Origin of the sequence: Pseudodesulfovibrio sp. JC047 (assembly GCF_010468615.1) — a bacterium.
Taxonomy (GTDB): Bacteria; Desulfobacterota; Desulfovibrionia; order Desulfovibrionales; family Desulfovibrionaceae; genus Pseudodesulfovibrio.
Genome location: NZ_WUEH01000006.1, coordinates 109,303 through 133,509, shown reverse-complemented (window position 1 = coordinate 133,509; position 24,207 = coordinate 109,303). Strand labels below are relative to the sequence as shown.

Below are 24,207 nucleotides of genomic sequence, written 5' to 3'. Positions count from 1 at the left end.
GACTGCCATGCCTACACAGCAAGCAGCAGGGTGCAACCGACCCGGCCCCAAGGTCGAGGCAGTTGAACAGCCCGACGACACCATCACTTCGCACAAAGCGAACATCACCCAAGGAGGTTCCATGATTCGCGTCGGCCAAAAAGCTCCCAATTTCACTGCTTCCGCCTATATCGACGGCGGATTTGATTCCGTCACACTGTCCGACTATCTGGGACAGTGGGTCGTTCTCTGCTTCTACCCCGGTGACTTCACCTTTGTCTGAGCAACCGAAATTTCTGCGGTCGCAGAAAAAAACGAAGAATTTGAAAAGCTCGGCGTTCAGGTCCTGTCCATGTCCACGGATTCCATGTTTGTCCACAAGATGTGGGAGCAAACCGAACTCTCAAAAATGGTCACCAAGGGCAAAATCCCCTTCCCCATGCTGTCTGATGGCGGCGGTGCTGTCGGGTCCACCTATGGCGTGTACGACGAAGACGGTGGCGTGGATGTTCGAGGCCGTTTCCTCATCGACCCGGACGGCAATGTCCAGGCATTTGAAGTGCTGACACCACCTGTTGGACGCAACGTGTCGGAAACACTGCGCCAGATTCAAGCATTCCAACTCGTACGAAAAACCGGAGGCGCGGAGGTCACCCCCTCAGGATGGCGACCGGGCAAACCCGTGTTGAATCCAGGCCCCGACCTTGTGGGCAAAGTCTGGGAAGCCTGGAAAGTCGAACAGGCTTTCGACTAATCACGACAAGCCCTGCTTCACAGGCCCTTTGATCTGCGTCGAAGGGCCTTTTTCATACACACGAACCACGGAGTTTTTTTCATGAATTGCCTCTTTGCTTTCAATGGTGATCCCATGTGCTTTGTCCACGTCCTCCTGAACGCGCTGGATATGGAAAAGAAAGGCCACGATCCCATCATCGTCTTCGAAGGCTCGTCCGTCACGCTGATCCCGAAATTGGAAAAAAAGGAACATCCTTTCCACAGCCTGTACATCACCGCCAAAGAAGCAGGATTGATCGAAGGAGCCTGCCAGGCTTGTTCTTCAAAACTGGGCGTCCTGAATGCCATAAAAACAGCAAATATTCCGCTTATTGGGGACATGGCAGGGCATCCCGCAATCGCCAATTATCAGGCAAAAGGATATACTGTTATCACATTTTGACCCAATCATTGATCATGCCCTGAAAAAATTCTGCTTTTCAGGGCGTTTACCTTTTTTGTTAAAGCAATAGAATTTAGCTCTCAAGGACTGTCTAGATTTTAACAAAAATATTTTCTCCCCAACTTGCTCCTCTTAAAAAGCCATATTCTTTGGCAAATTCGACACATCACCGATTTTTATTCGTCCATAAGCAATTTTTATCAGTGGACAGTCTGCATATTATACCATATTTGAATGGAGCTTTTTCGGAGAAAAGCACCGAAAACGACCTCGGGCCGTACTGTACGTGTCCGGGTTTGCTTTCGTTTCAGGACAAGGACGTACATGCCCATCAGCTTTTCTCCAACCCGCCAGAGGGGCGGGAGAGAATCTCAAACTTTATAGGTGATCACATGGCTCAACGTGAACAATGGGGCTCCCGTGCCGGTTTTGTACTGGCAGCGGTCGGTTCCGCAATCGGTCTGGGAAACATCTGGCGTTTTCCCTACATGGCGTATGAGAATGGCGGCGGCGCATTCATCATCCCCTACATCTTCGCTCTTCTCACAGCCGGTATTCCTTTCATGATTCTGGAATTCGGCATGGGACACAAATATCGCGGCTCCGCACCCAAGGTATTCCGGTCCATCAGTGAAAAATGGGAATTCCTCGGCTGGATGCAGGTTCTGATCGCCTTTGTCATTTCAGTGTATTATATTGCAGTCATCGGCTGGAGCATCAACTACACTGGCTTTGCCCTGAATCAATCCTGGGGATCAGATCCCAAAGGATTCTTCTTTGGCGAATATCTCGGTCTGTCCGGCTCTCCGTTTGAATTGAACGGCATCCGCTGGCAAATTCTCGGGGCATGTACCCTGGCATGGGGCATCACCTGGCTCGCCATCACATCCGGCGTTCGCAAGGGTATTGAGCGCGCCTGCAAGATCCTCATCCCACTGCTCTTCTTCCTGGTCCTCGTCCTGATTGCCCGCGTTGTGACCCTGCCCGGCGCTATGACCGGCCTGAGCTATCTGTTCACTCCGGACTTTTCCAGGCTGACCGATTTCTCGGTCTGGGCTGATGCCTATGGTCAGATTTTCTTCTCCCTGTCCATCGCCTTTGCCATCATGTTGGCATACTCCAGCTATCTGCCAAAAAAATCCGACATCAACAACAACGCGGCCATGACCGTCTTCATCAACTGTGGATTCTCCATGCTTGCCGGTGTCATGATTTTTGGCGTTCTCGGGCACATGGCAGAAGCCACGGGCCAAAGCGTCACTGACGTGGCTGGCGCTGGCGTTGGATTGGCTTTTGTCACCATCCCGGCTGCTATCAACACCATGCCGGCAGCAACCTTCATCGGTACCCTGTTCTTCCTGTGTCTGACCATGGCAGGAATCAGTTCGCACATTTCCATCGTGGAAGCAGTGTCCTCCTCCTTCATCGACAAGTTCGGTTGGAGCCGGAGAAAAACCGCGTCCACCATCTGTGCAATCGGTTTCGGTCTGACCGTGGTCTTCACCACGGGCGGCGGCCTGCTTATCCTCGACATCGTGGACCACTTCATCAACAACCTCTGCATCCTCGGAGTTGCGTTGGTCGAAATCATTCTGATGAGCTACATCATCGGTCTGGATGAAATTCAAAAGCATGTAAACAGGACTTCCGATTTCAGCGTCGGCAACGCTTGGAGATTCTGTCTCAAGATCGTCACGGTCGTCGTGCTCGGATATTCCTTCATCATGATCGTGTACACCGATATGGGCACACCCTACGGCGGATACGCCAACAAGGACCTGATCCTGCTCGGTTGGGCATTGCTCCCCGCAACCTTCATTCTGGGGCTGATCCTCAACATGCAGAAGGCTGCCCGCAGCTTCTTGAACAACGACTAGGAGAACACAATGAACACTTCCGCGATTATCATGATGATTGTCGGTCTCGGCGTGACTTGGGGAGGGGCTGCATACTGTATGTGCCTCGCCATGCGTACAAAAAAAGACTAAATATCACACCATACTCAAACAAGGGTGCCATCAACCGATGGCACCCTCTTTTTTTGACCAAAATTCATACCGTTGTCTTCGCCGCGACCAGCCCTACCGGGTGGCGCTTTCAGCGAGACCAGGACGCTGTCCTGGACCTGCCAAAGCCCCCTTTGAAAAGGGGGCTCTGGACTCTCCTAAACTTTTTGGGTCGCTTCGCGAAGGCTGCCGGCAGCATTTGTTCGTGCGGCTCTGACAAAAATCAAAATTCATGAATGCCTTCGGCGACCAAAGACCCCTTTGAAAAGGGGGCTCTGGACTCTCCTAAACCTTTTGGGTCGCTTCGCGAAGGCTGCCGGCAGCATTTGTTCGTGCAGCTCTGGCAAAAATCAAAATTCATGAATGCCTTCGGCGACCAAAGACCCCTTTGAAAAGGGGGCTTTGGACTCTCCTAAACCTTTTGGGTCGCTTCGCGAAGGCTGCCGGCAGCATTTGTTCGTGCGGCTCTGGCAAAAATCAAAATTCATGAATGCCTTCGGCGACCAAAGCCCCCTTTGAAAAGGGGTCTCTGGACTCTCCTAAACTTTTTAGGTCGCTTCGCGAGAGCTGCCGGCAGCATTTGTTCGTGTGGCTCTTGAAAAGACGTTGTAAAGATTGCTTTTTTTTACAAACTCTTTTGAAAAATTTGGACAAGAATATTTTCTGCAAGGGCCTTTTATTTCTTTACCCATCCCCTTTTTTATCCCTCATATTTCTTCAATCCCACTCAATGAATGTCGTGAGGCCTCGCCGAAGGCGCGATAAAAAGTTCTGGAGGGGAGTCCAGAGGGGAACCTCTTCCAAGAGGTTCCCCTCTGGCCGTCGGAGACATCCCCCAACATGACCCAGCATCACGCGGACGTATACACCTGCCGAAGACACATAAAAAATTTAGGAAAAAAGAGGAGATGGGGGCCTGAGAAAAGAGGAGAGAAAAGCCCTTTTCAAAGGATTTTTCTCTCCTCTTCCCCCAGCCGCCCGAGGCATTTGCACATCAAATATACCAATACATCACCACGAAATGACAGGCACTCCCGCCAATGACGAAAAGATGGAATATTTCATGGAAACCAAAAATAGTGGGAATAGGATCAGGCCATTTCACGGCATAAACAACGGCACCGATGGAATACACCAGACCGCCAGCCACGAGCCAGGCCAAGGCCGGACCGGAAAGGGACTGATAGAGCGGATAAATCCCCACCAAGACCAGCCAACCCATGGCGAGATAGATTCCGGTAGAGAGCCAACGCGGGGCGGTCAGCCAAAAGATCTTCATGACAATACCAGCCACGGCCAGTCCCCAAATCACGCCAAAAAGGGACCATCCCCATGGACCTCTGAGCGGGATGAGACAAATTGGCGTGTAGGTCGCGGCGATATAAAAAAAGATCATGGAATGATCCACTCGCCGTAAAAATCGAATCCAATATTCGGAAACAGGCAGCCAGTGGTATAAGGTACTGGCCGTATACAAGAGAATCATGCCTCCGCCAAAGATGGAAAAGGTCACGATATGCCATGGCATGGCAGGGTTCACCGATCGCAAAATAAGCAAAACGGTTCCCAATACGGCCAAGAAGGCCGCAATACAATGGGTCAATCCACTGAGAGGATCACGCAACGAACAGCTCACATTTCACACTCCATGAAAGAGGGTTGTCAGATATACTGACTACACCACTTCCAGTGCGCAAACAAGTGTTTGAAAGGGAACAGACGTATTCCCCCTCTCTCTGCATTAACTGGCGTGCCGCATATCCAAAGGATTCAACTGCGGCTGAGCGCATTCGTCGGCATCCCGAAGCAAATCCGCCAGGGTCACTGTGTTGAGATGATTGTACATGGCATCCGCGGCTTCCTGCCACAAGCGACGAGTCAAACAGATATCCATACGGTGACATTCTTCCTTACCGGACCGACATTCCACAAGAGATCCGTCACCTTCCAAGGCATGAACCACTTCACCAATAGGAATCTTATGCGCAGGCACAGCCAAAGAATGACCGCCTCGAGGTCCCCGCTTAGATTTCACGAACCCGACTTCCTTGAGTTTTCGGATCAATTTTTCAAGATACTTTGCCGATACGCCTTGCCGTTCGGCGATATCCTGAATTCGGACAGGGCCATCCTGGCAGTTCTGTGCGATGTCAAGCATCATCCGCGTTCCGTAACGACTCCGTGTTGTCAGTTTCATTGCTGGTTCCTTGTGTGAGTTATCAGTAGCTTGGAATAATCAGATATGTTTCATGCGGGAATTATCATAAAAAAAAAGCCACGACAATGGAATCGCGACCTTTGTAGTCTGTTTCAAACCAAAAAATAGACATTATTTTCGACTTTTCATGTACGCGACCACACCGAATAGTCCAAAAATATAGCCGATGCCCCCCAGAATTTCGGTCACAGACGGTCCAGCGTCGTGCATTTCGGCCAGCATTCGTTTGATCGGTTCCAACTCTCGCCGCAGCAGCGTCTCCACATCCTGCGAAGACGAACTGGTTACTTGAACGGCCGTATGTACGTGATCGGACGTTGTGTCGGAAAATATGCCCGGTGTATGGCTGAATTCGGCATAGGTAACGGTCCATTCGGCCTGATGTCCGGCCCCGGCCTTGAGCAACAATCGCAGATCAGCCTGATTTTCCCGAACCTCGGCGGGAATCTCGAAATCAAACCGCCCGGTCGTATCGGTCGTGCCCGAGAGCAACAACTTCCCGGTCGAACCGTCTCGAACCTCGACCACACCACCCTGCACCCTCTTAGACCGACTGTAGCCACTGTCCGTGACCACGGTATTTCCTTCAACATACGCAAAAATATTGACTTTGTGCGCCTCGGAAACAGCGGCCAAAAACAGTGTGGCGACCATGGCCAGACAGACAGAAAGAAGAAGACGGGTCATGCAGCAAGCACCTCCGGTTTGACTTTGGCAAGAAAAGTATAGGCAAATCCGGTGATCACCCCTTCGATGACCATAATCGGCAAATGCGCATAAAACAGCAGCGATGCAGCTTCTTTGAAGGCATCACCAGACACAGCCAACGCCGAAGCTGTCAAAATGGTACTGAGAAGCATGGCTGAAAAACCGCACATGAAAGCGGCGGCAAAACGACTGCCAGTCCCCTTAATAAGTAAGGGCCGAAACACATAAAAACTCAACACGGCTGGTGCGGCCATGGTGAATGTATTCACACCGAGCACGGTCAGCCCGCCGAATTGGAACAACACAGCCTGAAGGACCAGTGCCACGAGAATGGACGGAAAGGCCGCCCAGCCAAGAACCACACCAAGAAGGCCATTCAAAATCAGATGGCCGTTTGCCGGGCCGATCGGAACATGAATAAGTGATGCAATGAAAAATGCCGCTGACAAAATGGCCACCGGCATGATCTCGTCATAATCAATCTTCTTCAACCCAATGGCCGTGCCGACAAAAGCCAGCCCGGCCCCGCTCAAAAGCACGGGAGCAGAAAGAACGCCTTCGGAAATGTGCATGGAATCCGCCTTGATTCATACTGCCACAACAAGCTTGAATACTTGCTGAATCAACAGATCGTGTTAACAAATTAAAATTTGTATACACCCTGTACCTCATCATATCAAGCGGTGTTTGCCCATGACAGGAGAAAAAGGACACGCTCAATCAAAATCTGCAAGCAACGCACTGACCTGGACTCCGGCAATAACGGGACGCTCAGTGTAGGTCTGCTGAATACGGTAGAGGGCGTGATGCAACTGTCCGGAAGAAATACCATTTTTCAAAGCAGTATGGGCCTCGATGTACGCGGCCAAGGAATCCGAAACCTTGAGGAGCGGTCCATCTTTTGGGTCCAAGATATCGAGATTATATTCCCCGGCGAGATCTGCGTCCGAGGCTTCCTCGACAACCCCATCCCGACGGATGGTGGCCTTGAATTCAGACCCGACTTCAAGCCCGAGAAAGTATTCCAACCGGTCCGCAATATCCTTGTATCCGCCATCCTTCAGCGGTTTCAGAACCACCCGATCCAATTCGAGCGTCTCATAATCATGAATCAGATCCCCGATCTCCTGCGACGCTCCCTTGACCGGAGAAATGATATCCCTGGTCAGCAACTCGGGCAAATCGTGGAACAGTCCGGAAAAGAAATTATTCTGACAGCGGGCACGACACGCCCCCACTTCCATACTGAAAAACCAGGAATACACCGCCACGATGAACATGTGCCCCAGCACCGATGTTTCCGGCACGCGTGGAGTTTGCGACCATCTTTTCTGATATCGCAGTCGGCCACACATGCGCGCAAATCGGCCAAGCACATTGCCATCCTCGTTCAGCAATTCAGACACTCCGGTCAGGTCTTGCAAATGCTCCAGACGAGACACGAAACTTGCTTCGATCTCGATGAGTTCAGGGTCCATGGTATTGATGGATTTCAGCAACTTGAATTCGGAATAACTCGCATACAGGTGGGCCGCATTCAAAATGCGCCGGGCAAGCCCTTTGTCTTCCGGCTCCATAAGATATTCGTGCATCCCCTGCATAAAGTCTTCGCCCAACGGCATGATCCGGGGTTTGAGCTGATCCAGCACCCAATTGGACAGGGTTCGATAGTCTTCGGCATTTTCCTTGATCCGATAGAACACCGGCGGCTTGATGTCCGTGATGACCAGCCGATACAGGTAATCGTAGATGCCACCCTTGATGATGGATTCACCGAGCGCGCGTTTCCGGGCCACATCCATGGTCTTCGAGTTCAACAAAAAAAGCAGCCAGGCCACAATCATCTTGTGCCCCTGTTTATCCACTTCTACCAACTCCATGGGCCGCAACTTATCGTTCCACCGTTTCATGAATGCGCCGGAGAAAACGAGTTCAAGCAAGCTCTTCCTGATGATGACAGACATGATCGCTCCCTGTTTCGGATGAAAAAAAACTGTGCCGAAAATACGAAACAAAGGCAAGGGACGAAAAAACAAACGTCAGACCAATCGCAACATCACAAAAAGGCCCTGATGCACCGTGGCATCAGGGCCTGAATGAATGCTAAAATCCACTCAACGGGAAGAAATTACTTTCTGACCAGCAAGGCCACGGTTTCAATATGATGGGTATGCGGGAACATATCCACGGCACGCGCTCGAACAATATCGTACTTGTCAGACAGTCGTTTCACGTCTCTGGCCAATGTGGCGGGATCGCAGGACACGGCCACAATCTTGGGCGGTGCGAGAATAAGCAGGGCCTTGGCCATGTTTTCATGCATCCCTGAACGGGGCGGATCGACCACCACCATATCGAATTTCGGAAACTTCTTGAGGTTGCCAAGTCCGTCATCCAGCGAACCGACCGCAAAATCACAGTTCTCAAACTCATTGAGCTTTGCCGATGAAAAGGCCTTGGCAATGGATTCTTCACTTATTTCGAAGCCCACGACACGCTCGACCGAATCGGCCATGTACAGCCCGATGGCTCCTGCGCCGCAATACAGATCAAGGAGGCTCTCCGAGCCATCAAATTCCCCGTATTCTCGAATGGTATTAAAGAGGACCTCGGCTCCGGCGGAGTTGGTCTGGAAAAACATATTGGGAGAAACATGATATCGAGTATGTCCGACCTTTTCCTCGATGGCTTTTGTTCCAAGTCGAAACTCGACATATTCACCCACTGCCTGCGTGCTCCGCTTTGAACGGGACGAATGGACAAAGGAAGTCAATTCGGAAAACCGCTCGACCAGGGCCGCACCCAAAGCTTCCACCGACGAATACTTCCGCGAATCAGAAGAAGTTATGACATGAACCAGCATCTCACCGAGCGCGGTGTGCCGGATCACGAGATGTCGCCAAAACCCGTTTTGTGTTTTCGGGTCATATGCCTGAATACCGGATTCACGACAAAATTCGCGGACCATGCGTACAATTTCGATATCCCGTTCCGCGCACAGATGGCATTCCTCGATGTCGAGCACCGGGGGCAACCCCTTTTCTCCGGCCGGGAGTCGGCTTCGCAAACCGAGATGCAGGCTGCCGTCCTGTTGTTCAAAGGCGAATTCCATCTTGTTGCGATATGTCCAGAGAGACGGAGACGGGGCCGGAGCATCCATGGCGATGTCCGCCTGACCGATCCGGGAAAGAGCATTCTGGACCTGATTCGCCTTTTCTTCGAGCTGGCGAGAATAGTCCAGATTCTGGAGAGCACATCCGCCGCACTGTCCGAAATGCGCACATTTCGGCGCAACCCGAAACGAAGACGGCGTGACCACGGTTTCTGCCACACCCTCGGCAAAGCGTTTCTTGGCACGGACAATACGGACTTTGACCGTATCACCGGGCAGTGCGTCCGCCACAAAGACGGCCATACCGTCCACATGGGCCACCCCTCTGCCACCAAAGGCAAGGGATTCAATAGTACATTCGACGAGATCTTCTTTTTTCAAGGGCATGGTTCCTCCGATTAGTTGCCGGAGAGGTCGTTTGACATGCTTTTCTCCGGCTGTCTATTGTATTCGACATGATCGACAAGGCCACAGCCCTGCAAACCGTATTGCGCACCCTCAAAAAACTGCCCGAAGGGCACGCCATCGACCTGCGGACCTACAAACGAAACAGATCCGTTGTCATCAAGCGTCTCGTCGACGACCAATTTGAGGTCAAAGAAAAAGGCTTTCACGAAGAACGATTTCTCATTCCGTCCACTCGCATGAAGAAGTTGCTGAAGACATTACTGAAACGAGAATTTCCCAGATCGACAAAAATCCGACTTTACGACCTTGGTCCCGCTGAGACCGACACCCACATCGCCCGGAAAAAGATATGATGCTCGACCTGTCAAATGTCATTCCGCACACCCTCACCCGGCTGAAAAAGCTCACTCCCGGGCAGGGCCTTGTCCTGTTGACCTACAAACGAGACCGATTCGTGCGCATTGTCAAAGATACGGACACGACCTGCACAGTCACGGAATCAGGATTTTACCATACAACGGTTCAAACCGATATATCTCAGATAAAAAAGCAGCTCAAGACACTGCTGAAACGAGAATTCCCCCGCAGCCGAAAAGTCCGGATACACCCGGTGGATTAGGCTCTGGCCACAGCCCCGGGCAGGGACACGGTCACGGTTGTGCCATCCGCTTCATTGCTCGTGAAATCAATGGACCCATTCATGAATTCCGCCATGAGCTTCGCGCCATAGGTCCCCAATCCGAACCCATTGGTTTTTCCCCACGACACCGATTTCTCGAAAAAACGGCTTCGCATCTCCTGCGGCACCACCGCCGGATTGGAAACCTTGACCCGGACGCCCGAGCCATTCTCTAACCGAACCTGCACGGTATCCCCCGCACCAGACGCTTCCATGGCATTGGTCATCAGGTTACTCAACAGCCGCATGGTCAAACCGCTATCCGCCCTGGCCCAGACCCGATCCTCACTCGCCAGGGGCCGACCATTCACAGACAAGGAAAGGTCAACACCCCGAAACCGTTCGCCAGCGGTAAACCCTTTTGCCAACAAACAAATCAGCTCCCCCACGTTCACCGTGCCCGGTGTGTACGGCAACTGCCCGTTTTCAATCAGTTGCATATCCAAAGCCCCGGACACCTGCGTCAACAATTCCTCTGCCGCCCGCTCCATCATCGCAAGGTCGGCAACCTGCATACTGGTCAAATTGGTATCATACTGCATGGTCCGAATCATGCCGATCAGGCCAGCCAGCGGCGACCGGATATCGTGCAACATCATCGCCTCAGCCTCCCGGCGAACGTGTTCCCTTTTTTTCCCGCTGGATACATCCACCGCAAAATTGATCGCACCAGTTACCTGTGCACCTCGTCCAAGTGGCGTGCTGCCCACCAAACGCACATCCCCATTGGGCAAACGGATCTCTCCGCCTGCGTATTCCCCTTTTTGCAAGGCTTCCAACGTTGGACACCCTGCACATGGCTCTCCTGAATCATACAGAAATTCATAGCACTTTCGCCCTTCCATGCACCGGGAACACGTTCCATCCGTCTTGGCCCAGACAATCCGCATGGACGAATCCATCTGCACCACACTCATATCTCGCAAACTCCGCAAGACAGCCAACTCGCACTGCCCGGCATCGGGCCGGGGTGACGACTTGATATGACGCACAAAACAGGGAAACAATTCCGGGACATCAAAAATCGCCCGGCGAATCTCTTCGGAAATCTTTCCGTTCATGGCCATCAGCAAATCAGGATCCTCCTCCAGTTCCTTTGCCAACGCCTTCACAGTCCGCTCGGAAAACGATGCAGGCTCCCCCCGCTCGACCTTACTCAAATATGAATGATGGATGCCTATCCGCTTGGCAACGCGCCGGATGGAATACTCGGGATTGTCTTTTCGTAACGATTCACGTCGCCCTCGGATGTAATTTCCAAAAAGTATGCTCATTACCGCCTCATCATTGCTCTATAGTGTGCCAAAAACAGCCTGTGTCTACCATACAGTAGCCAGCAAACTACTGACAAGATTGACAATCCAGCATTTGCACACAATTATACGAGAACGAATCAATGATTATTACAACATACTGAAAACATTCAAGTTTAGCAACAAAAACTCACACCGCTCCATTCGCAAAAGTCATGGAGCGATGCAAAGAACGTGTTGTCGTTCGCAATAAGGACTTGAAAAGGATGAAATTAACGAGCTGTCTCTTTCTTTGAAGACGAAGGAGGCTGATACCCGACCAGCTCCATGGTGAAATGCCCCACCTTGACCTTGGATTTGACTTTCACCGGAATTCGTCTGGCATCTGCCGAGAACCAGACAAGCAATTCGGCGTCGCGGGATTTCTTGAACACCCCGGACAGGTGTTTGATATCCAGCCGAACCCGGAAGCACTGTATCGGTCCGATCCCGGTCTTGATGGTTTCCATGGCTTCTACCGTGGATTCACCAACAACGGTTTTCTTGCCGTCAGAAACATTGGCGCCAAACTGCATGGATTTGTACAAAATCTGTTTGCGAAAACTAAAAAGGACAGACATGGGGTCAAAAACGTCCACGGGCTGGTCCAAAGTGTGTTGCAAAATGCCCCGCGTATATCGTCTGGACTGATTGGTCTCCTTATCGAACACCAGATCGACCTTCTTGTGGTACGTCCCTTCATTCTGGTCTTTCGTGTACCGCAAAGAATGCGTCACTTCCAGATCCGTCCACGCTTCAAGCACGTCACGCACTTTATAAAACGCATCCACCCACGGCACGGTCGAGGCCGTGGCCTTGAAATATCGGGCAGGGGTACCGTTGATCTCCGTATCCGGCATGACCTCCAGCACGGCATCACCCGCATGGATAAACGTCCAATATATTTCGTAGGAAAGTTTTTCTCCCGGCCCAAAAGGGACGGTTTCTACGGCATGGGCCAAGGGTGCGGCCAGAAGCACCCAAACAAGACTCACGAGGATGACAGGTTTTCGCATAAGAGCACTTTTGCCATCTTTTCCCTCCAAGTCAAGCCACGCCTCGCTTTGCCTGTTGTTAGTATGGACAAAAAAAAGGACAACAGATACGAGTGAAGCAGGTAAGCCCCTGACGAACACCATGTTGACCAAGGAGAGATACTCATATGATGCTGAGAAAACGCGCCTGGGACATGATGCGCGACGAATATCCCACTGTTCAGGACGACGCGAGTCTGGCCGAAGCCATTCGAGTCATGCGGAAAGCCATGGTCGATGCCCCTGATTCCCAAGTCGTGGTGGTCAAGACCAAGAGTGGCAAACTCGCCGGAACCATCAATCTGTGGAAACTCTTCAAAGCAGTCAAGAAGTCAGTCCTCAAGGATGACAATCTCAAAGCCGACGGCGAAGTGGATTGGGATCAGCAATTCGCCAACGCCTGTCTCATCTGCACCCAGCTCAGACTGGATGAATATCTCATTACCAACCCGCCAATCCTCAAGCCCAACGATCCCATCCTCGTCGTGCTCGATATCTTTCTCAAATCTCGCCGAGACTGGGCACTGGTCGTTGAAGGTGATCGCGTGATGGGGGTGGTCTATGTGACTGACGTCTACCGAGAAATGACCAGAGACATGATCCCAATATTCAAATAATTTTCGCTAGAAGATGGCGGAAAGGAATGCCTCCGGCGGCTCAAGAACCTTTTGAAAAAGGTTCTTGAGAATCTCCAAAACTTTTTGGTGCGCCTTCGGCGGGTTCGGCATCAGTCATTCGTCAGCAAAGGGATTGATTCTCCATGACATTTTGTCCCGATATCGAAGAGCCTCGAGCGAAGCGAGCGATAAAAAGTTGAGGAGAGTCCAGAGAACCCTTTTCAAAGGGTTCTTTGGTGGGTCCGGGCAAAGCCCGGGAAGGAAGAAGAAAGGAATGCCTCCGGCGGCTCAAGAACCTTTTGAAAAAGGTTCTTGAGAATCTCCAAAACTTTTTGATGCGCCTTCGGCGGGTTCGGCATCAGCCATTCGTCAGCAAAGAGACTGATTTCCCATGATATTTTGTCCCGATATCGAAAAGCCTCGAGCGAAGCGAGCGATAAAAAGTTTGGGAGAGTCCAGAGAACCCTTTTCAAAGGGTTCTCTGGTGGGTCCGGGCAAAGCCCGGGAATAAAAAAGTTATCTCTGTCAAATATCGAACTTTTCACCACGAATGAATCACGGCTTCATTTTGAGATCCATCATGAGATACATTTGCAAGGCTTTGGTGATTGCCCGGTCATACTTTGTATCTTGCAGCAAAGACATAGAGGCCTGCACAAATCCCATGGACTTGGCATAAGGCCGCCGGGATATCATGGCGCAAAAGGAATCCGCGACCGCACAGAGTCGTCCGGGGAAATCCTGCTCGGTGCTCTTGAGCGGATAGCCAGCCCCGTTGATCCGTTCATGATGTTGCGTGACACACTGATCGATTTCGGCAAAACGCACCCCGAGCTTGCCGAGCATCTCATAGCCAGTCTTTGTGTGCGCATTCACCTTGGTCCGTTCATCGCCGGTCAGCGGCTTGTCCTTGGATCGAATAAAAGCCGGGACCTTGGCCATGCCGAGATCATGGAGGAACAATCCGGCCAGCACCCGGTCAAAGGTCTTTCGCTTGACGGCCTCGTGAAAATCTTTTTCCTTGAGCTTTCCCCACAAGGCAAGCCCCAAAAAGCCCGTATTCACGGAATGATTTTCCAGGGAATGTTCGGTGTGCAACCGCCGGACCAGGGCACGAGACCGACTCATGTCCGCATAGAGATATTCGGACAGGACCATGAGATCGACCCACAGTTTCTCAAAAACATTCTTCACGGGTTGGGCAAAAAACTCCGCCAGCCTTCGGGTGAGGGCCTGCGTAAAAATGTCCGCGATTTCCTTTTCCTTGAGGTTCCTGTCCACAAGCACCAGATCAAGCTGATAACTGATATGTTCGACATAGACAGGGTGATCGTCACGAGAGACAAAAATCACTCCCTGTCGGGTCAAAGCGAGCAATTCATCGATCTGCTCGTTGCTCAACCGGCCCCCAACCTTATAATAGGGAAGAATCCGCGCCACATCCTCCTTGAACAAGAAGATGTTCAAGGGTGGACGATATTTGTTGAAACTGCCCAGAATGTCGGCACTGATCTGGTAGTATTCCTCGTTGAGACCGTCAGGGATATCGTGTTTCTGAGCAGCAGCCATCAAATCTCTTCTTTTTTGAGCTTTTCGTACAGCTTGACCACATTGGTCTGGGTCACGGTCTTGCCCTTTTCCGGCTGTCCGGCCGTCACCACGACAACATCCCCTTCCTTGAACGAGGGGCATTGCCTGACAAAGACTTCGGCCCGCTCCTGATGGTCGTCAATGACATCCAGAGGTTCCGCAGGAATAACCCCCAATGAAAGATTTGTGAAGTGCCTGACCGAAGAATCCGTGCTCAAGGCGTAAATGGACTGCTTGGGGCGACAGGATGACAGGATACGGGCCGTGGCACCCGAGGTGGAATGACAGATGATCGCCTTGGCATCGACTTTCCCGGCCAGCATGGCAGCGGCGTGCGCCAAAAAGGTGGACGGGTGTTCCTTGACTCCATCCACGGCCACATTCCCCAAACCGGTCTCGAACATGTACGCCTCGATCTCATAGGCAATCTTGCGCATGAACTTGACCGCCTCGCTCGGATATTGCCCTACAGCCGTTTCTTCAGACAGCATGACGCAATCCGCACCGTCCAGAATGGCATTGGCCACATCCGTTGTCTCCGCGCGGGTCGCCATGGGCGAATTGACCATGGACAATAACATCTGGGTCGCCACGATCACCGGCTTGCCGAGCTTGTTACAAGCCCGGATGATCCGTTTCTGCGCGGTGGGCAATTCTGCCAGATCAAGCTCCAGACCAAGGTCACCACGCGCCACCATGATACCATCGGCTTCATCGATAATTTCATCAAGACAGTCCAAAGCCGCTGTCCGTTCGATCTTGGCAATAATGGGAACCCGCCGTCCATATTGCACCATTTTATCCCGTAAATTTCTGATGTCCTGCGCCTTCTGGACAAAACTCATGGCAACCACGTCCACTCCCAAATCCATGCCGATGGCGAGGTCCGCCTTGTCCTTGTCGGTCAATGGAGCCAACGGGGTCGTGGTTCCGGGAAACGTGATGCCCTTTCTGGGCGGACAGATACCGGAGTTGGTCGCAACCAGCCGGATCAGATGCTTCCGCTCAATCTTCGCCACTTTGAACCGGATCACGCCATCTCCCAAAGCGACTTGATCCCCTTCCTTCACCCCGGCAAACATCTCCGGGATATCGAGACAAATGAATGGGCTCCCATCTTCCTTATATTCATCGGGCGTGCCCAACAGAACTTCCGTGCCCTTGTTCACTTCAAACGCACCAAGCCCCACATCGCAGGTCCTGATTTTCGGACCCGACAAATCCTGAAGCACCGTCAGGGTGTAGCCGGTCTCCACTTCCAACCGCCGGATGATCTCCACCATCCTCGCAAAAAATTCCCGACCGCCATGGGAAAAGTTCAACCGAAATATCTTGGCACCGGATGCCACCAGATTTTTCACAGCTTCATATGTTTCGGTTCCCGGTCCCAGTGTCGCAATGATCTTAATATGCCTATCCATGACAGCCTCCTTGCTCTGTTTCCTCCTGTTGGCGGTTAAGGCCAAAAAGGAAACATCCTCTGCGCTGATTTTCTTCGACTTTTCAACAGGTCACCCTCTCGGATGTATGCGAAGTCTAGGCCGCGCACCTGAAAAAAGCAATAAGCCCGGGTTATTTTTACCAATGATTCTCAACAGGAGAGGTTGACTTTCCCTTGATTTTCAAGCACAGGTGGGAAGAAGTGGAAATCAGTGTAAAACTAGTGTAAGAATGTGGAAGACACAGATCTCCCGGGGGAAAAATGAAGTTTAAAGGTCATGCACACCGAAGCCTTGACGATAAGGGACGGCTCATATTGCCGCCCGAGTTCAAGGATTTGATACGCGCCGAGTCATCGGACGCGGTCATGGTGCTGACCATCTATGACAAGCATGTCATCGGCATCACCCCCGAGCAATGGACGCAACTTGAAAGTGAACTGGACGGGATCAAGGCTCCGAGCCGGGCACTCCAGAACATCATTCGACTTTTCAACCTCGGCTATACAGAAGTCAAGGTTGGCAAGCAGGGACGCATCGCCATTCCCGCGCATCTGCGCAAATCAGGCAAATTGGAAAAGGACGTAGTGGTCATGGGAGCTGGTAAACGGTTTGAAATCTGGTCGGCAGAGAGCTTCGACCAATTGCTCGAAGAGGACAATGACGTGTCCGGCGAGCTGGCTGAAAACAACGTCGCCCTTCCTTTCTGATGAAACAGGGCACCCAAGATCCCGCATCACTGCACACGACTGTTCTTTTACATGAAGTTGTCGAGTGGCTTCGGCCCAAGCCAGGAGGCCGTTACATGGACGGCACATTGGGCATGGGAGGTCACAGTCTGGCGCTTTTACAGGCGGCAGGAGGCACGGCCGAACTTTTAGGGCTTGACCGGGACGAAAAGGCTTTGACGCTGGCAAGACAGCGTCTCGTGGATTTCGAAAACAGTATTCATCTGTACCACGCCCCTTTTTCCCGGTTTGAGGAAGCCCTGGACGATATCGGCTGGGACACGATTGACGGCGCGGTCTTGGACCTCGGCGTCTCGTCCATGCAGCTGGATGTTGCTGAAAGAGGATTCAGCTTTATCCACGACGGTCCTTTGGACATGCGCATGGACCCCGACTCCGGGGCTTCGGCCGAAGAGTTGGTCAATACACTGAAACACGGTGATCTGGCGCGGATCATCAGGGTCTATGGGGAAGATCCCCTGGCCGGGAAAATAGCGTCGGCAATATTGAAGGCTCGGGACAAGGAACGGATCACACGAACGCTCCGATTGGCCGAAATTGTGCGTCTGGCATACCCGCCAAAAATGCGGCACACCGCGCGGAATCATCCGGCGACCCGAACTTTTCAGGGACTGCGTATCGCAGTCAACAGAGAGACTGAGGAACTTGAGTACTACCTTAAAACCATCATCGGACGCCTGAAACCAGGCGCGAGAGTGGCCATCATTTCGTTTCACTCCCTGGAAGACAGGGCGGTGAAGCACGCATTTCGGGATGCAGCCAAGGGGTGCAAATGCCCCCCGCAACAACTTCACTGCACCTGCGGAGGTATCCCCGAAATGAAAGTGCTCACCAAGAAACCGTTGGGCGCCTCGGACACTGAAAGGGACGGAAACCCCCGCGCCAGGAGTGCAAAACTCAGGGTAGCGGAGAAACTCGGACCGAACGGGGAAACCGTATGAGCAAAACCGACAAAACACTCCTCTGGATGACGTTAAGCCTTTTCGGCATGGCGCTTACTCTGGGTTTGGGAGCTGTTTGGTTGAACATCGAGCGTATCGATCTGGCATATGATCTGCGCAAGATGGAGCTGCAACTGAGCCAGAAAGAGGATCTGGCTGTGAAACTGACGGTTGAGAGGAACAACCTGGTTTCACCGTATCAGCTCAAGAAGCTTGCAAGTCAACTCGGCTTGGGAGTGGCCGCGCCGGGGCAGATTCGGCGGATAACGGACACAAGGTAGCGACGCGTACTGCCATAAACGCGCCGCACAGTGGGAACAACAGGGATAACAATGGCAAAGGATAGTAAAAGGCGCACCGATTTAAGCGGCATCAAGATAGGGCTCGTCATAGCCTTGTTTACAGTTGCGCTTACTGGTCTGTGGGCACGAGCCGGATGGGTTCAACTCCATGACGGTGATTATCTGGCTGCCAAAGCCGCAAAACAGAGCCTCGCCGCCGAATGTGAATATGGCGAACGGGGCCGCATCTTTGATCGCAACGGTCAGATGCTCGCCACCTCTGTCGAAGCCAAATCAATTTTCGCCCGTCCGTATGCCATCGACAACATCGACGTTGCCGCAGACACCCTCTCTCGCGATCTCAAAATGTCTCGCCGTACAGTCTACAAGAAACTCAAGTCCAAACGAAAATTTGTCTGGATAAAACGGCAGGTCACGGATCGCGAAGCCGCCGCAATCTCCAAGGCTGCGCTTCCCGGCGTTCGCCTGACCAGTGAGTTCAATCGCATTTATCCTAACGGACATCTTGGCGGCCAACTCCTTGGATTCGTGGATATCGATGGCCAGGGCCGGGAAGGCATTGAGCTGATTTTCAACAAGCAGATGACGCCCAGCAAGGCGGAATTCGTCGTGCCCCGCGACGCCACAGGGCACCGCATGTATCTTGATGCCCATGGTCGTAAAGTGGATATCAACGGTCAAGACGTCCAACTTACCATTGACACCCACATTCAACACGCAGCCGAACAATCGCTGGCAAAATCCATCGCCAAAAACGAAGCCCGTGCCGGAATCGTTCTGGTGGTTGACGTGGACTCCGGCGACATTCTGGCCATTGCCAACCAGCCATTTTTCAATCCGAATATGGTCAGGACGTCAAACGCTGCCCAACGCCGATTGCGCGCCATCACCGATATTTATGAACCCGGCTCAACCATGAAGCCGTTTTTGTTCGCCGCAGCCCTGGAAGAAGGTGTGATCGAGCCTGAGACTCTCATCGACTGCGAAAACGGCCGGTGGCGTGTGGCACGCAAGGTCATTCGGGACACCCACCCCGCCAAATGGCTGCCCGCTCATAAAGTCCTCCGGTATTCGTCCAATATCGGCACCGCAAAAATAGGCATGGATATGGGGGCGAGTGTCTACCATTCCTACCTGACCAAACTCGGTTTCGGGGCAAAAACCAACCTCGGCCTGCCCGGCGAATCATCCGGCATTCTCATGCCCGCCAAAAAGTGGACATCTGTCGATCTGGCGGCCATCAGCTTCGGACAGGGCATTGGCACCACGGCTGTCCAATTGGCCAAGGCCTTTCTGTGTCTCGCCAATCAGGGAATCACCAAGGACCTCAATCTGGTCAAGAATCCTGTTGTGCAACGAAAACACACCGCCACACAAATTTTCAGCCCGAAAACAACGGCTCAGGTGCTGTCCATGATGAAAGAAGTTGTCCACGAAGACGGCACCGGACGCAGTGCCCGCATCCAGGGCATTTCCATGGCCGGTAAAACAGGCACCGCGCAAAAAGCCTCACCCAAGGGCGGGTATGGCGATCAATATCTTTCTTCATTTGTGGCACTGGTTCCGGCAGACGAACCGGAATTATTGGTCATCACCATGATCGATGAACCACAAAAATCCAACTACGGCTCCACAGTGGCGGCACCGGTCTGTCGTGAAATCACTGTCAGAACGTTGGCCTATCACGGCAAACTGTCCGAAACACTCGACAGCGTCATCACGGAAAACGTGTCCGTGGACGAACTGGCCGAGCAGCCCCTGCCACAAGCGGTGCCGAGTCCCTCGGTCCAGGCGGTCACCGAAACAGTCCCCGACATTACCGGAATGCCCGTTCGCAGGGCATTGGAGCTGTTGACGAAAATGGGAATAGTCCCTGTGCTCAAAGGCCAGGGAATGACGGTCAAAAGCCAGAAGCCCGGAGCTGGGCGACCCTGGCCCAAAGGCCACAACACGGAGGGTGCGGATGATGTTTTTGTTCTCTGGCTCTCATAGCGGCAAGGAAAAAGACGAGGAACGAGGCGTGATGGAATTTGAAACCCTGCTCAAAGAAGCAAAAAAAGGGCTTGTTGTGCGCACGGATTCGCGCAAGATCCAGGAAGGCGAATGCTTTGTCGCCATGCCCGGAACTGCGGTCCGAGGTCTCGACTACATCCCCAATGCATTGGACAACGGAGCACGATACATCGTGGCGCCAAAAGAAGCCCGTGACCTCGTGGCCCCGGTTGTGGAGAAAAAGGCCCTTGCCGTGTACGTGGACAATCCGGCAATCGCCTTGGGCGAACTGGCTCGGACTCATTTTCATCGCATGGACCGAAATGTGAAGCTGGTCGGCATCACCGGCACCAACGGCAAGACCACCACAACGTACATCATCGAGCACCTGCTCGCTTCGGCCGGGTTGAAGGTCGGCGTGCTCGGCACGGTCAATTATCGCTGGCCCGGCTTTCAGATCGAAGCGTCCCTGACCACCCCGGACTGCTGGATGATCCACGAACTCATTTTCAACATGAAAAAGGATGACGTGGACGTGGTGCTCATGGAAGTGTCTTCCCACGCCCTCGAACAATACCGCGTGGCTGGTCTCGATTTCAACGCCGGAGTCTTCACCAATCTCACTCAGGACCACCTCGACTACCATGGCGACATGGAAACATATTTCAAGGCCAAGGCCAAACTGTTCACAGACTATCCGCTCGACTCCAAGGTCAACATCACCAACTACAACGACCCGCATGGCCGCAGACTCTTGTCAGAATGCCCCGGAGCCATCGGATACGGCATCGGCGATATCGCGGCGGTCCAGAACGAAGTCGGCGATCATCCCATGATTCAGGGCCGTATCGTGTCCATGGACGGCCAAGGCATCGAGTTGGAAACCGCGTACAAGGGCAAAAGCTGGACCATCCATTCTCCCTTGATCGGCTCGTTCAACGCCATGAACCTCATGGCGGCACAGGCCGTTGCCCTGCAACTCGGGCTGAATTGCAAACAGATGCGCGCGCTCAAGGATTTTCCAGGCGTGCCCGGTCGGCTGGAACGGGTCATCAATGATCACGGTCTCGACGTATTCGTGGATTTCGCCCACACCCCGGATGCGTTGGAAAATGTGCAACGCACCCTCAAATCATTGGATTTCAAACGGCTCATCACCCTGTTTGGCTGCGGTGGCGATCGCGATCGGACCAAACGCCCGATCATGGGACAGGCCGTGGCACGATACGCAGACGTCGCCGTGCTCACCTCGGACAACCCCCGATCCGAAGACCCGGTCGCCATTCTGGACGACATCCGTCCCGGACTCGCTGGGGTTCCCAAAATCATCGAGCATCCTGATCGACGCACCGCCATAGCCATGGCCCTTGAAGAAATGGAACCGGGCGACGTCCTGCTTATTGCCGGACGCGGCCATGAACCAAACCAAAAAATCAACGGTGAAATGATTCCGTTTCTCGACACCCATGTCACCGCTGAACTGCTTGAGGAAATGTATTCGTGAATCTAACACTGGCTGACGTTGTACGCTGCCTCGGCGGCTTGGCTGAAGAGAGCCACTCCCAAACCATCATCGCCTCGGTGAAGACGGACTCTCGTACCGTGGAAAAAGGCGATCTGTTCTTCTGCGTCAGCGGAGATAATTTCGACGGGCACGAATTCGCGGCTCAAGCCGTCAAGCAGGGAGCCGTCGCAGTGGTGGCATCCCGCATGATCGACGATGTGGACGCACCGATTCTCATGGTTCGCGACACGGTCAACGCCTTGGGGAGACTGGCCGCGTGCTGGCGAGACATATGCGGGGCAAAGCTCGTTGCCGTCACCGGCACAGCGGGCAAAACCACGGTCAAGGAAATGCTCTACGCCGTGGCCTCAGAAAAATTCGAAACAGCCAAGAATTATCGGAATTTCAACAACCAGATCGGCCTGCCCCTGTCCATGCTCAAGGCGACGGTGGATCAGGAACTCTGGATCATGGAACTGGGTATTTCCCACCGGGGCGACATGGAAGAATTGGCCCCCATCGCCAGCCCGGACATCGCAGTCATCACCAATGTCGGTCCCGGCCATCTTGAAGGACTGGGCAACGAAGCCGGTGTGGCGCAGGCCAAATCCGTTTTGCTCAGATATCTGCGGCAACCGGGTTCAGCCATTATTTCAAAAGACTACCCGCTCCTTTGGGATGCAGCCCGTGAACTCGTTGACATGCCGGTCGGATTTTCCACGAATCTCGATGCAAAGACCGACTTTGTCGCCACATTCCTCGGCCCCGGAACCGAGGGCAATGGTCGTTTCCGGCTGACAACGCCCGACGGCGACGGAGAATTCGAAGCCCCGTTCTGTGGCGAACATTACGCCGAGAACCTCGCCTGCGTAGCCGCTGTGGCTCACGCCCTTGGTCTGAATCGCGATGCCGTCATTCGCGGCGTTCAATCGCTTGAACCCGATACCCAACGGTTCTGCTGCAAGCGCAACGGCAACCTGATGGTCATTGACGACACGTACAACGCCAACCCGTTGTCCATGCAGCGGTCCATTCAGACAGCGGCCGACATGGCCGACGGAAAGCCCCTGGCCCTCATTCTTGGCGATATGCGGGAACTCGGGGACGAAACTCGCAAACACCATGAAGCATTGGGACGCACTCTCAGGGAAATCGAACCAACGATTGTCTTCTACAAAGGGGACCATTTCAATGCCGTTGCACAGGCTTACGGCAAAAAAATGCACAAGATCGACACGCGTGAAGATTTCGTCCATGCGTGGCAGTCCTTTGGCGCGGCCAAAGGTGTGGCTCTGGTCAAAGGGTCACGATCGCTTGAAATGGAACACTTCGTGTCTGCACTCTGTGCCGGACGCACTGAAGACGCCCAAGGAGGCAATCAGTGATATATAATCTTCTCGTCCCGCTCTCGACAGACCTCGGGATTCTCAACGTTTTTCGATACATCACCTTCCGATCTGTGTGGGCCTTGCTGACTGCGCTCATCATTTCCATCATGTTTGGCCCGGCCATGATCCGCTGGCTCAAACGGATCAAATGCGGACAATACATCCGTGAAGACGGACCACACCATCAAGCCAAGGAAGGCACCCCCACCATGGGCGGCATCATGATCCTCATCAGCGTCGGCATTTCGACTCTGCTCTGGGCCGATCTGTCCAACGTCTATATCTGGCTGACCCTGCTGGTCTACGTCGGATTCAGTGCCATCGGGTTCGCCGATGACTATATCAAGGTCGTCAAGAAACAGAATCAGGGATTGTCTGCCAAGGCCAAATTCACCCTGCAATGTCTGGTCACGGCTTCAGCCATTGCACTGCTTATCAATGAACCGGCGTATTCCACCCAATTATCCGTGCCGTTCTTCAAGAATTTCAACCCGGACCTCGGCTGGTTCTACCTGCCCTTTGCCATGGTGGTCATGGTCGGTGCCAGTAATGCCGTCAACCTGACCGACGGACTGGACGGGCTGGCCATCGGTCCCATGGTCGTGGCCATGGCCTGCTTCGCCATCTTCATCTACGTGTCAGGACACGCAACCATGGCCGACTATCTGCAAGTCCACAACATTCAGGGCATCGGTGAAGTCACCATCTTCTGCGGTGCCATGGTGGGTGCCGGACTCGGCTTTCTCTGGTTCAATGCACACCCGGCCCAGGTCTTCATGGGTGATGTCGGATCGCTCGGCCTCGGCGGTGCGCTCGGCTTCGTGGCCGTCCTGGCCAAGCAGGAACTCCTGCTCGCCATTGTCGGCGGCGTGTTCGTCTTTGAAACCCTCTCGGTGATCCTGCAAGTGGGCTATTTCAAACTCACCGGCGGCAAACGGATTTTCAAGATGGCCCCACTCCATCACCATTTCGAACTCAAAGGTATCCCGGAATCCAAGATCATCGTTCGATTCTGGATTTTATCGATTCTCATGGCCCTCATGGCCCTTTCAACCCTGAAACTGCGGTAATA

Annotated in this window: 24 protein-coding genes; 14 read left to right on the top strand and 10 right to left on the bottom strand. The window is 53.0% G+C overall.

Going from position 1 to position 24,207, the window contains the following annotated elements; translation table 11 throughout:
• Positions 1–7: 7 nt before the first annotated feature.
• From prxU to GO013_RS05680, 4 genes are all read left to right on the top strand, one after another.
• Positions 8–733, top strand: a complete 726-nt coding sequence (prxU, locus tag GO013_RS05695) for a thioredoxin-dependent peroxiredoxin (RefSeq protein WP_163809094.1) — start codon at positions 8–10, stop codon at positions 731–733.
• An 81-nt stretch (positions 734–814) separates the two neighbouring features.
• Entirely contained in the window at positions 815–1,156 is a 342-nt protein-coding gene (locus GO013_RS05690) for a DsrE family protein (RefSeq protein WP_163809093.1), read from the top strand.
• Positions 1,157–1,548: 392 nt separating this feature from the next.
• Entirely contained in the window at positions 1,549–3,033 is a 1,485-nt protein-coding gene (locus tag GO013_RS05685; RefSeq protein ID WP_163809092.1) for a sodium-dependent transporter, read from the top strand.
• 9 nt (positions 3,034–3,042) lie between these two features.
• Positions 3,043–3,144 carry a MetS family NSS transporter small subunit gene (locus tag GO013_RS05680; protein WP_163809091.1) on the top strand — a complete coding sequence of 34 codons (102 nt, stop codon included), beginning with the start codon at positions 3,043–3,045 and terminating at the stop codon, positions 3,142–3,144.
• A 1,012-nt stretch (positions 3,145–4,156) separates the two neighbouring features.
• Here the strand turns inward: GO013_RS05680 and GO013_RS05675 are convergent.
• The 6 genes from GO013_RS05675 to rlmD all read right to left on the bottom strand — a co-directional run bounded on the left by GO013_RS05675 (position 4,157) and on the right by rlmD (position 9,587).
• Positions 4,157–4,798, bottom strand: coding sequence for a hemolysin III family protein (locus GO013_RS05675; protein WP_163809090.1), 642 nt, complete (start codon positions 4,796–4,798; stop codon positions 4,157–4,159).
• Positions 4,799–4,903: 105 nt separating this feature from the next.
• Positions 4,904–5,359: an Rrf2 family transcriptional regulator gene (locus GO013_RS05670; protein ID WP_163809089.1), complete on the bottom strand. Its 456-nt coding sequence runs from the start codon at positions 5,357–5,359 to the stop codon at positions 4,904–4,906.
• Positions 5,360–5,491: 132 nt separating this feature from the next.
• Positions 5,492–6,067 carry a hypothetical protein gene (locus GO013_RS05665; protein WP_163809088.1) on the bottom strand — a complete coding sequence of 192 codons (576 nt, stop codon included), beginning with the start codon at positions 6,065–6,067 and terminating at the stop codon, positions 5,492–5,494.
• Positions 6,064–6,660: a cobalt transporter CbiM gene (cbiM, locus tag GO013_RS05660; protein ID WP_163809087.1), complete on the bottom strand. Its 597-nt coding sequence runs from the start codon at positions 6,658–6,660 to the stop codon at positions 6,064–6,066. Before cbiM ends, GO013_RS05665 begins: the two co-directional genes overlap by 4 nt.
• A 144-nt stretch (positions 6,661–6,804) precedes the next feature.
• Positions 6,805–8,052, bottom strand: a complete 1,248-nt coding sequence (locus GO013_RS05655; RefSeq protein WP_163809086.1) for an HD domain-containing protein — start codon at positions 8,050–8,052, stop codon at positions 6,805–6,807.
• Between the two features lie 164 nt (positions 8,053–8,216).
• Complete coding sequence (gene rlmD, locus GO013_RS05650; protein ID WP_163809085.1) at positions 8,217–9,587, bottom strand: 23S rRNA (uracil(1939)-C(5))-methyltransferase RlmD; 1,371 nt, start codon at positions 9,585–9,587, stop codon at positions 8,217–8,219.
• A 68-nt stretch (positions 9,588–9,655) separates the two neighbouring features.
• Between rlmD and GO013_RS05645 the strand changes: the two genes are divergently transcribed.
• Both GO013_RS05645 and GO013_RS05640 read left to right on the top strand, forming a co-directional pair.
• Positions 9,656–9,961 carry a hypothetical protein gene (locus GO013_RS05645; protein WP_163809084.1) on the top strand — a complete coding sequence of 102 codons (306 nt, stop codon included), beginning with the start codon at positions 9,656–9,658 and terminating at the stop codon, positions 9,959–9,961.
• Complete coding sequence (locus GO013_RS05640; protein ID WP_163809083.1) at positions 9,958–10,227, top strand: hypothetical protein; 270 nt, start codon at positions 9,958–9,960, stop codon at positions 10,225–10,227. Before GO013_RS05645 ends, GO013_RS05640 begins: the two co-directional genes overlap by 4 nt.
• Here the strand turns inward: GO013_RS05640 and GO013_RS05635 are convergent.
• Together GO013_RS05635 and GO013_RS05630 are read right to left on the bottom strand one after the other, a co-directional pair.
• Positions 10,224–11,561, bottom strand: a complete 1,338-nt coding sequence (locus tag GO013_RS05635) for an ATP-binding protein (RefSeq protein ID WP_163809082.1) — start codon at positions 11,559–11,561, stop codon at positions 10,224–10,226. The genes GO013_RS05640 and GO013_RS05635 overlap by 4 nt on opposite strands.
• Before the next feature lie 251 nt (positions 11,562–11,812).
• The gene (locus GO013_RS05630) at positions 11,813–12,595 is read right to left on the bottom strand and encodes a DUF3108 domain-containing protein (RefSeq protein ID WP_163809081.1); all 783 of its coding nucleotides are present in this window, start codon (positions 12,593–12,595) and stop codon (positions 11,813–11,815) included.
• A 146-nt stretch (positions 12,596–12,741) separates the two neighbouring features.
• Here GO013_RS05630 and GO013_RS05625 point away from each other — a divergent pair, with 146 nt between their 5' ends.
• Entirely contained in the window at positions 12,742–13,230 is a 489-nt protein-coding gene (locus GO013_RS05625) for a CBS domain-containing protein (RefSeq protein WP_163809080.1), read from the top strand.
• A 555-nt stretch (positions 13,231–13,785) separates the two neighbouring features.
• Here the strand turns inward: GO013_RS05625 and GO013_RS05620 are convergent.
• Together GO013_RS05620 and pyk are read right to left on the bottom strand one after the other, a co-directional pair.
• Complete coding sequence (locus tag GO013_RS05620) at positions 13,786–14,799, bottom strand: HD domain-containing phosphohydrolase (protein ID WP_163809079.1); 1,014 nt, start codon at positions 14,797–14,799, stop codon at positions 13,786–13,788.
• Positions 14,799–16,241, bottom strand: coding sequence for a pyruvate kinase (gene pyk / locus GO013_RS05615; RefSeq protein WP_163809078.1), 1,443 nt, complete (start codon positions 16,239–16,241; stop codon positions 14,799–14,801). The genes GO013_RS05620 and pyk overlap by 1 nt, the downstream gene beginning before the upstream one ends.
• A 281-nt stretch (positions 16,242–16,522) precedes the next feature.
• On the opposite strand from pyk, the gene GO013_RS05610 reads away from it, so the two are divergent.
• The 7 genes from GO013_RS05610 to mraY are packed head-to-tail and all read left to right on the top strand — an operon-like array spanning position 16,523 to position 24,205.
• Positions 16,523–16,969 carry a division/cell wall cluster transcriptional repressor MraZ gene (locus GO013_RS05610; protein ID WP_163809077.1) on the top strand — a complete coding sequence of 149 codons (447 nt, stop codon included), beginning with the start codon at positions 16,523–16,525 and terminating at the stop codon, positions 16,967–16,969.
• Positions 16,969–17,949, top strand: a complete 981-nt coding sequence (gene rsmH, locus GO013_RS05605; protein WP_163809076.1) for a 16S rRNA (cytosine(1402)-N(4))-methyltransferase RsmH — start codon at positions 16,969–16,971, stop codon at positions 17,947–17,949. The genes GO013_RS05610 and rsmH overlap by 1 nt, the downstream gene beginning before the upstream one ends.
• Positions 17,946–18,230, top strand: a complete 285-nt coding sequence (locus GO013_RS05600) for a hypothetical protein (RefSeq protein ID WP_163809075.1) — start codon at positions 17,946–17,948, stop codon at positions 18,228–18,230. The genes rsmH and GO013_RS05600 overlap by 4 nt, the downstream gene beginning before the upstream one ends.
• Positions 18,231–18,281: 51 nt before the next feature.
• A complete protein-coding gene (locus tag GO013_RS05595) occupies positions 18,282–20,243 on the top strand; it encodes a penicillin-binding transpeptidase domain-containing protein (protein WP_163809074.1) in 1,962 nt (653 codons plus the stop codon).
• Positions 20,215–21,747, top strand: coding sequence for a UDP-N-acetylmuramoyl-L-alanyl-D-glutamate--2,6-diaminopimelate ligase (locus tag GO013_RS05590; protein ID WP_239057756.1), 1,533 nt, complete (start codon positions 20,215–20,217; stop codon positions 21,745–21,747). The genes GO013_RS05595 and GO013_RS05590 overlap by 29 nt, the downstream gene beginning before the upstream one ends.
• Positions 21,744–23,132, top strand: a complete 1,389-nt coding sequence (murF, locus tag GO013_RS05585; protein ID WP_163809073.1) for a UDP-N-acetylmuramoyl-tripeptide--D-alanyl-D-alanine ligase — start codon at positions 21,744–21,746, stop codon at positions 23,130–23,132. The genes GO013_RS05590 and murF overlap by 4 nt, the downstream gene beginning before the upstream one ends.
• Positions 23,129–24,205, top strand: a complete 1,077-nt coding sequence (gene mraY / locus GO013_RS05580; protein ID WP_163809072.1) for a phospho-N-acetylmuramoyl-pentapeptide-transferase — start codon at positions 23,129–23,131, stop codon at positions 24,203–24,205. Before murF ends, mraY begins: the two co-directional genes overlap by 4 nt.
• Positions 24,206–24,207: the final 2 nt, after the last annotated feature.

Coding starts and splice junctions, on each gene's coding strand:
- GO013_RS05690 (WP_163809093.1), top strand. CDS start 815: ATGAATTGCCTCTTTGCTTTCAATGGTGATCCCATGTGCTTTGTCCAC.
- GO013_RS05685 (WP_163809092.1), top strand. CDS start 1,549: ATGGCTCAACGTGAACAATGGGGCTCCCGTGCCGGTTTTGTACTGGCA.
- GO013_RS05680 (WP_163809091.1), top strand. CDS start 3,043: ATGAACACTTCCGCGATTATCATGATGATTGTCGGTCTCGGCGTGACT.
- GO013_RS05670 (WP_163809089.1), bottom strand. CDS start 5,359: ATGAAACTGACAACACGGAGTCGTTACGGAACGCGGATGATGCTTGAC.
- GO013_RS05665 (WP_163809088.1), bottom strand. CDS start 6,067: ATGACCCGTCTTCTTCTTTCTGTCTGTCTGGCCATGGTCGCCACACTG.
- cbiM (WP_163809087.1), bottom strand. CDS start 6,660: ATGCACATTTCCGAAGGCGTTCTTTCTGCTCCCGTGCTTTTGAGCGGG.
- GO013_RS05655 (WP_163809086.1), bottom strand. CDS start 8,052: ATGTCTGTCATCATCAGGAAGAGCTTGCTTGAACTCGTTTTCTCCGGC.
- rlmD (WP_163809085.1), bottom strand. CDS start 9,587: ATGCCCTTGAAAAAAGAAGATCTCGTCGAATGTACTATTGAATCCCTT.
- GO013_RS05645 (WP_163809084.1), top strand. CDS start 9,656: ATGATCGACAAGGCCACAGCCCTGCAAACCGTATTGCGCACCCTCAAA.
- GO013_RS05640 (WP_163809083.1), top strand. CDS start 9,958: ATGATGCTCGACCTGTCAAATGTCATTCCGCACACCCTCACCCGGCTG.
- GO013_RS05635 (WP_163809082.1), bottom strand. CDS start 11,561: ATGAGCATACTTTTTGGAAATTACATCCGAGGGCGACGTGAATCGTTA.
- GO013_RS05630 (WP_163809081.1), bottom strand. CDS start 12,595: ATGCGAAAACCTGTCATCCTCGTGAGTCTTGTTTGGGTGCTTCTGGCC.
- GO013_RS05625 (WP_163809080.1), top strand. CDS start 12,742: ATGATGCTGAGAAAACGCGCCTGGGACATGATGCGCGACGAATATCCC.
- GO013_RS05620 (WP_163809079.1), bottom strand. CDS start 14,799: ATGGCTGCTGCTCAGAAACACGATATCCCTGACGGTCTCAACGAGGAA.
- pyk (WP_163809078.1), bottom strand. CDS start 16,241: ATGGATAGGCATATTAAGATCATTGCGACACTGGGACCGGGAACCGAA.
- GO013_RS05610 (WP_163809077.1), top strand. CDS start 16,523: ATGAAGTTTAAAGGTCATGCACACCGAAGCCTTGACGATAAGGGACGG.
- rsmH (WP_163809076.1), top strand. CDS start 16,969: ATGAAACAGGGCACCCAAGATCCCGCATCACTGCACACGACTGTTCTT.
- GO013_RS05600 (WP_163809075.1), top strand. CDS start 17,946: ATGAGCAAAACCGACAAAACACTCCTCTGGATGACGTTAAGCCTTTTC.
- GO013_RS05595 (WP_163809074.1), top strand. CDS start 18,282: ATGGCAAAGGATAGTAAAAGGCGCACCGATTTAAGCGGCATCAAGATA.
- GO013_RS05590 (WP_239057756.1), top strand. CDS start 20,215: ATGATGTTTTTGTTCTCTGGCTCTCATAGCGGCAAGGAAAAAGACGAG.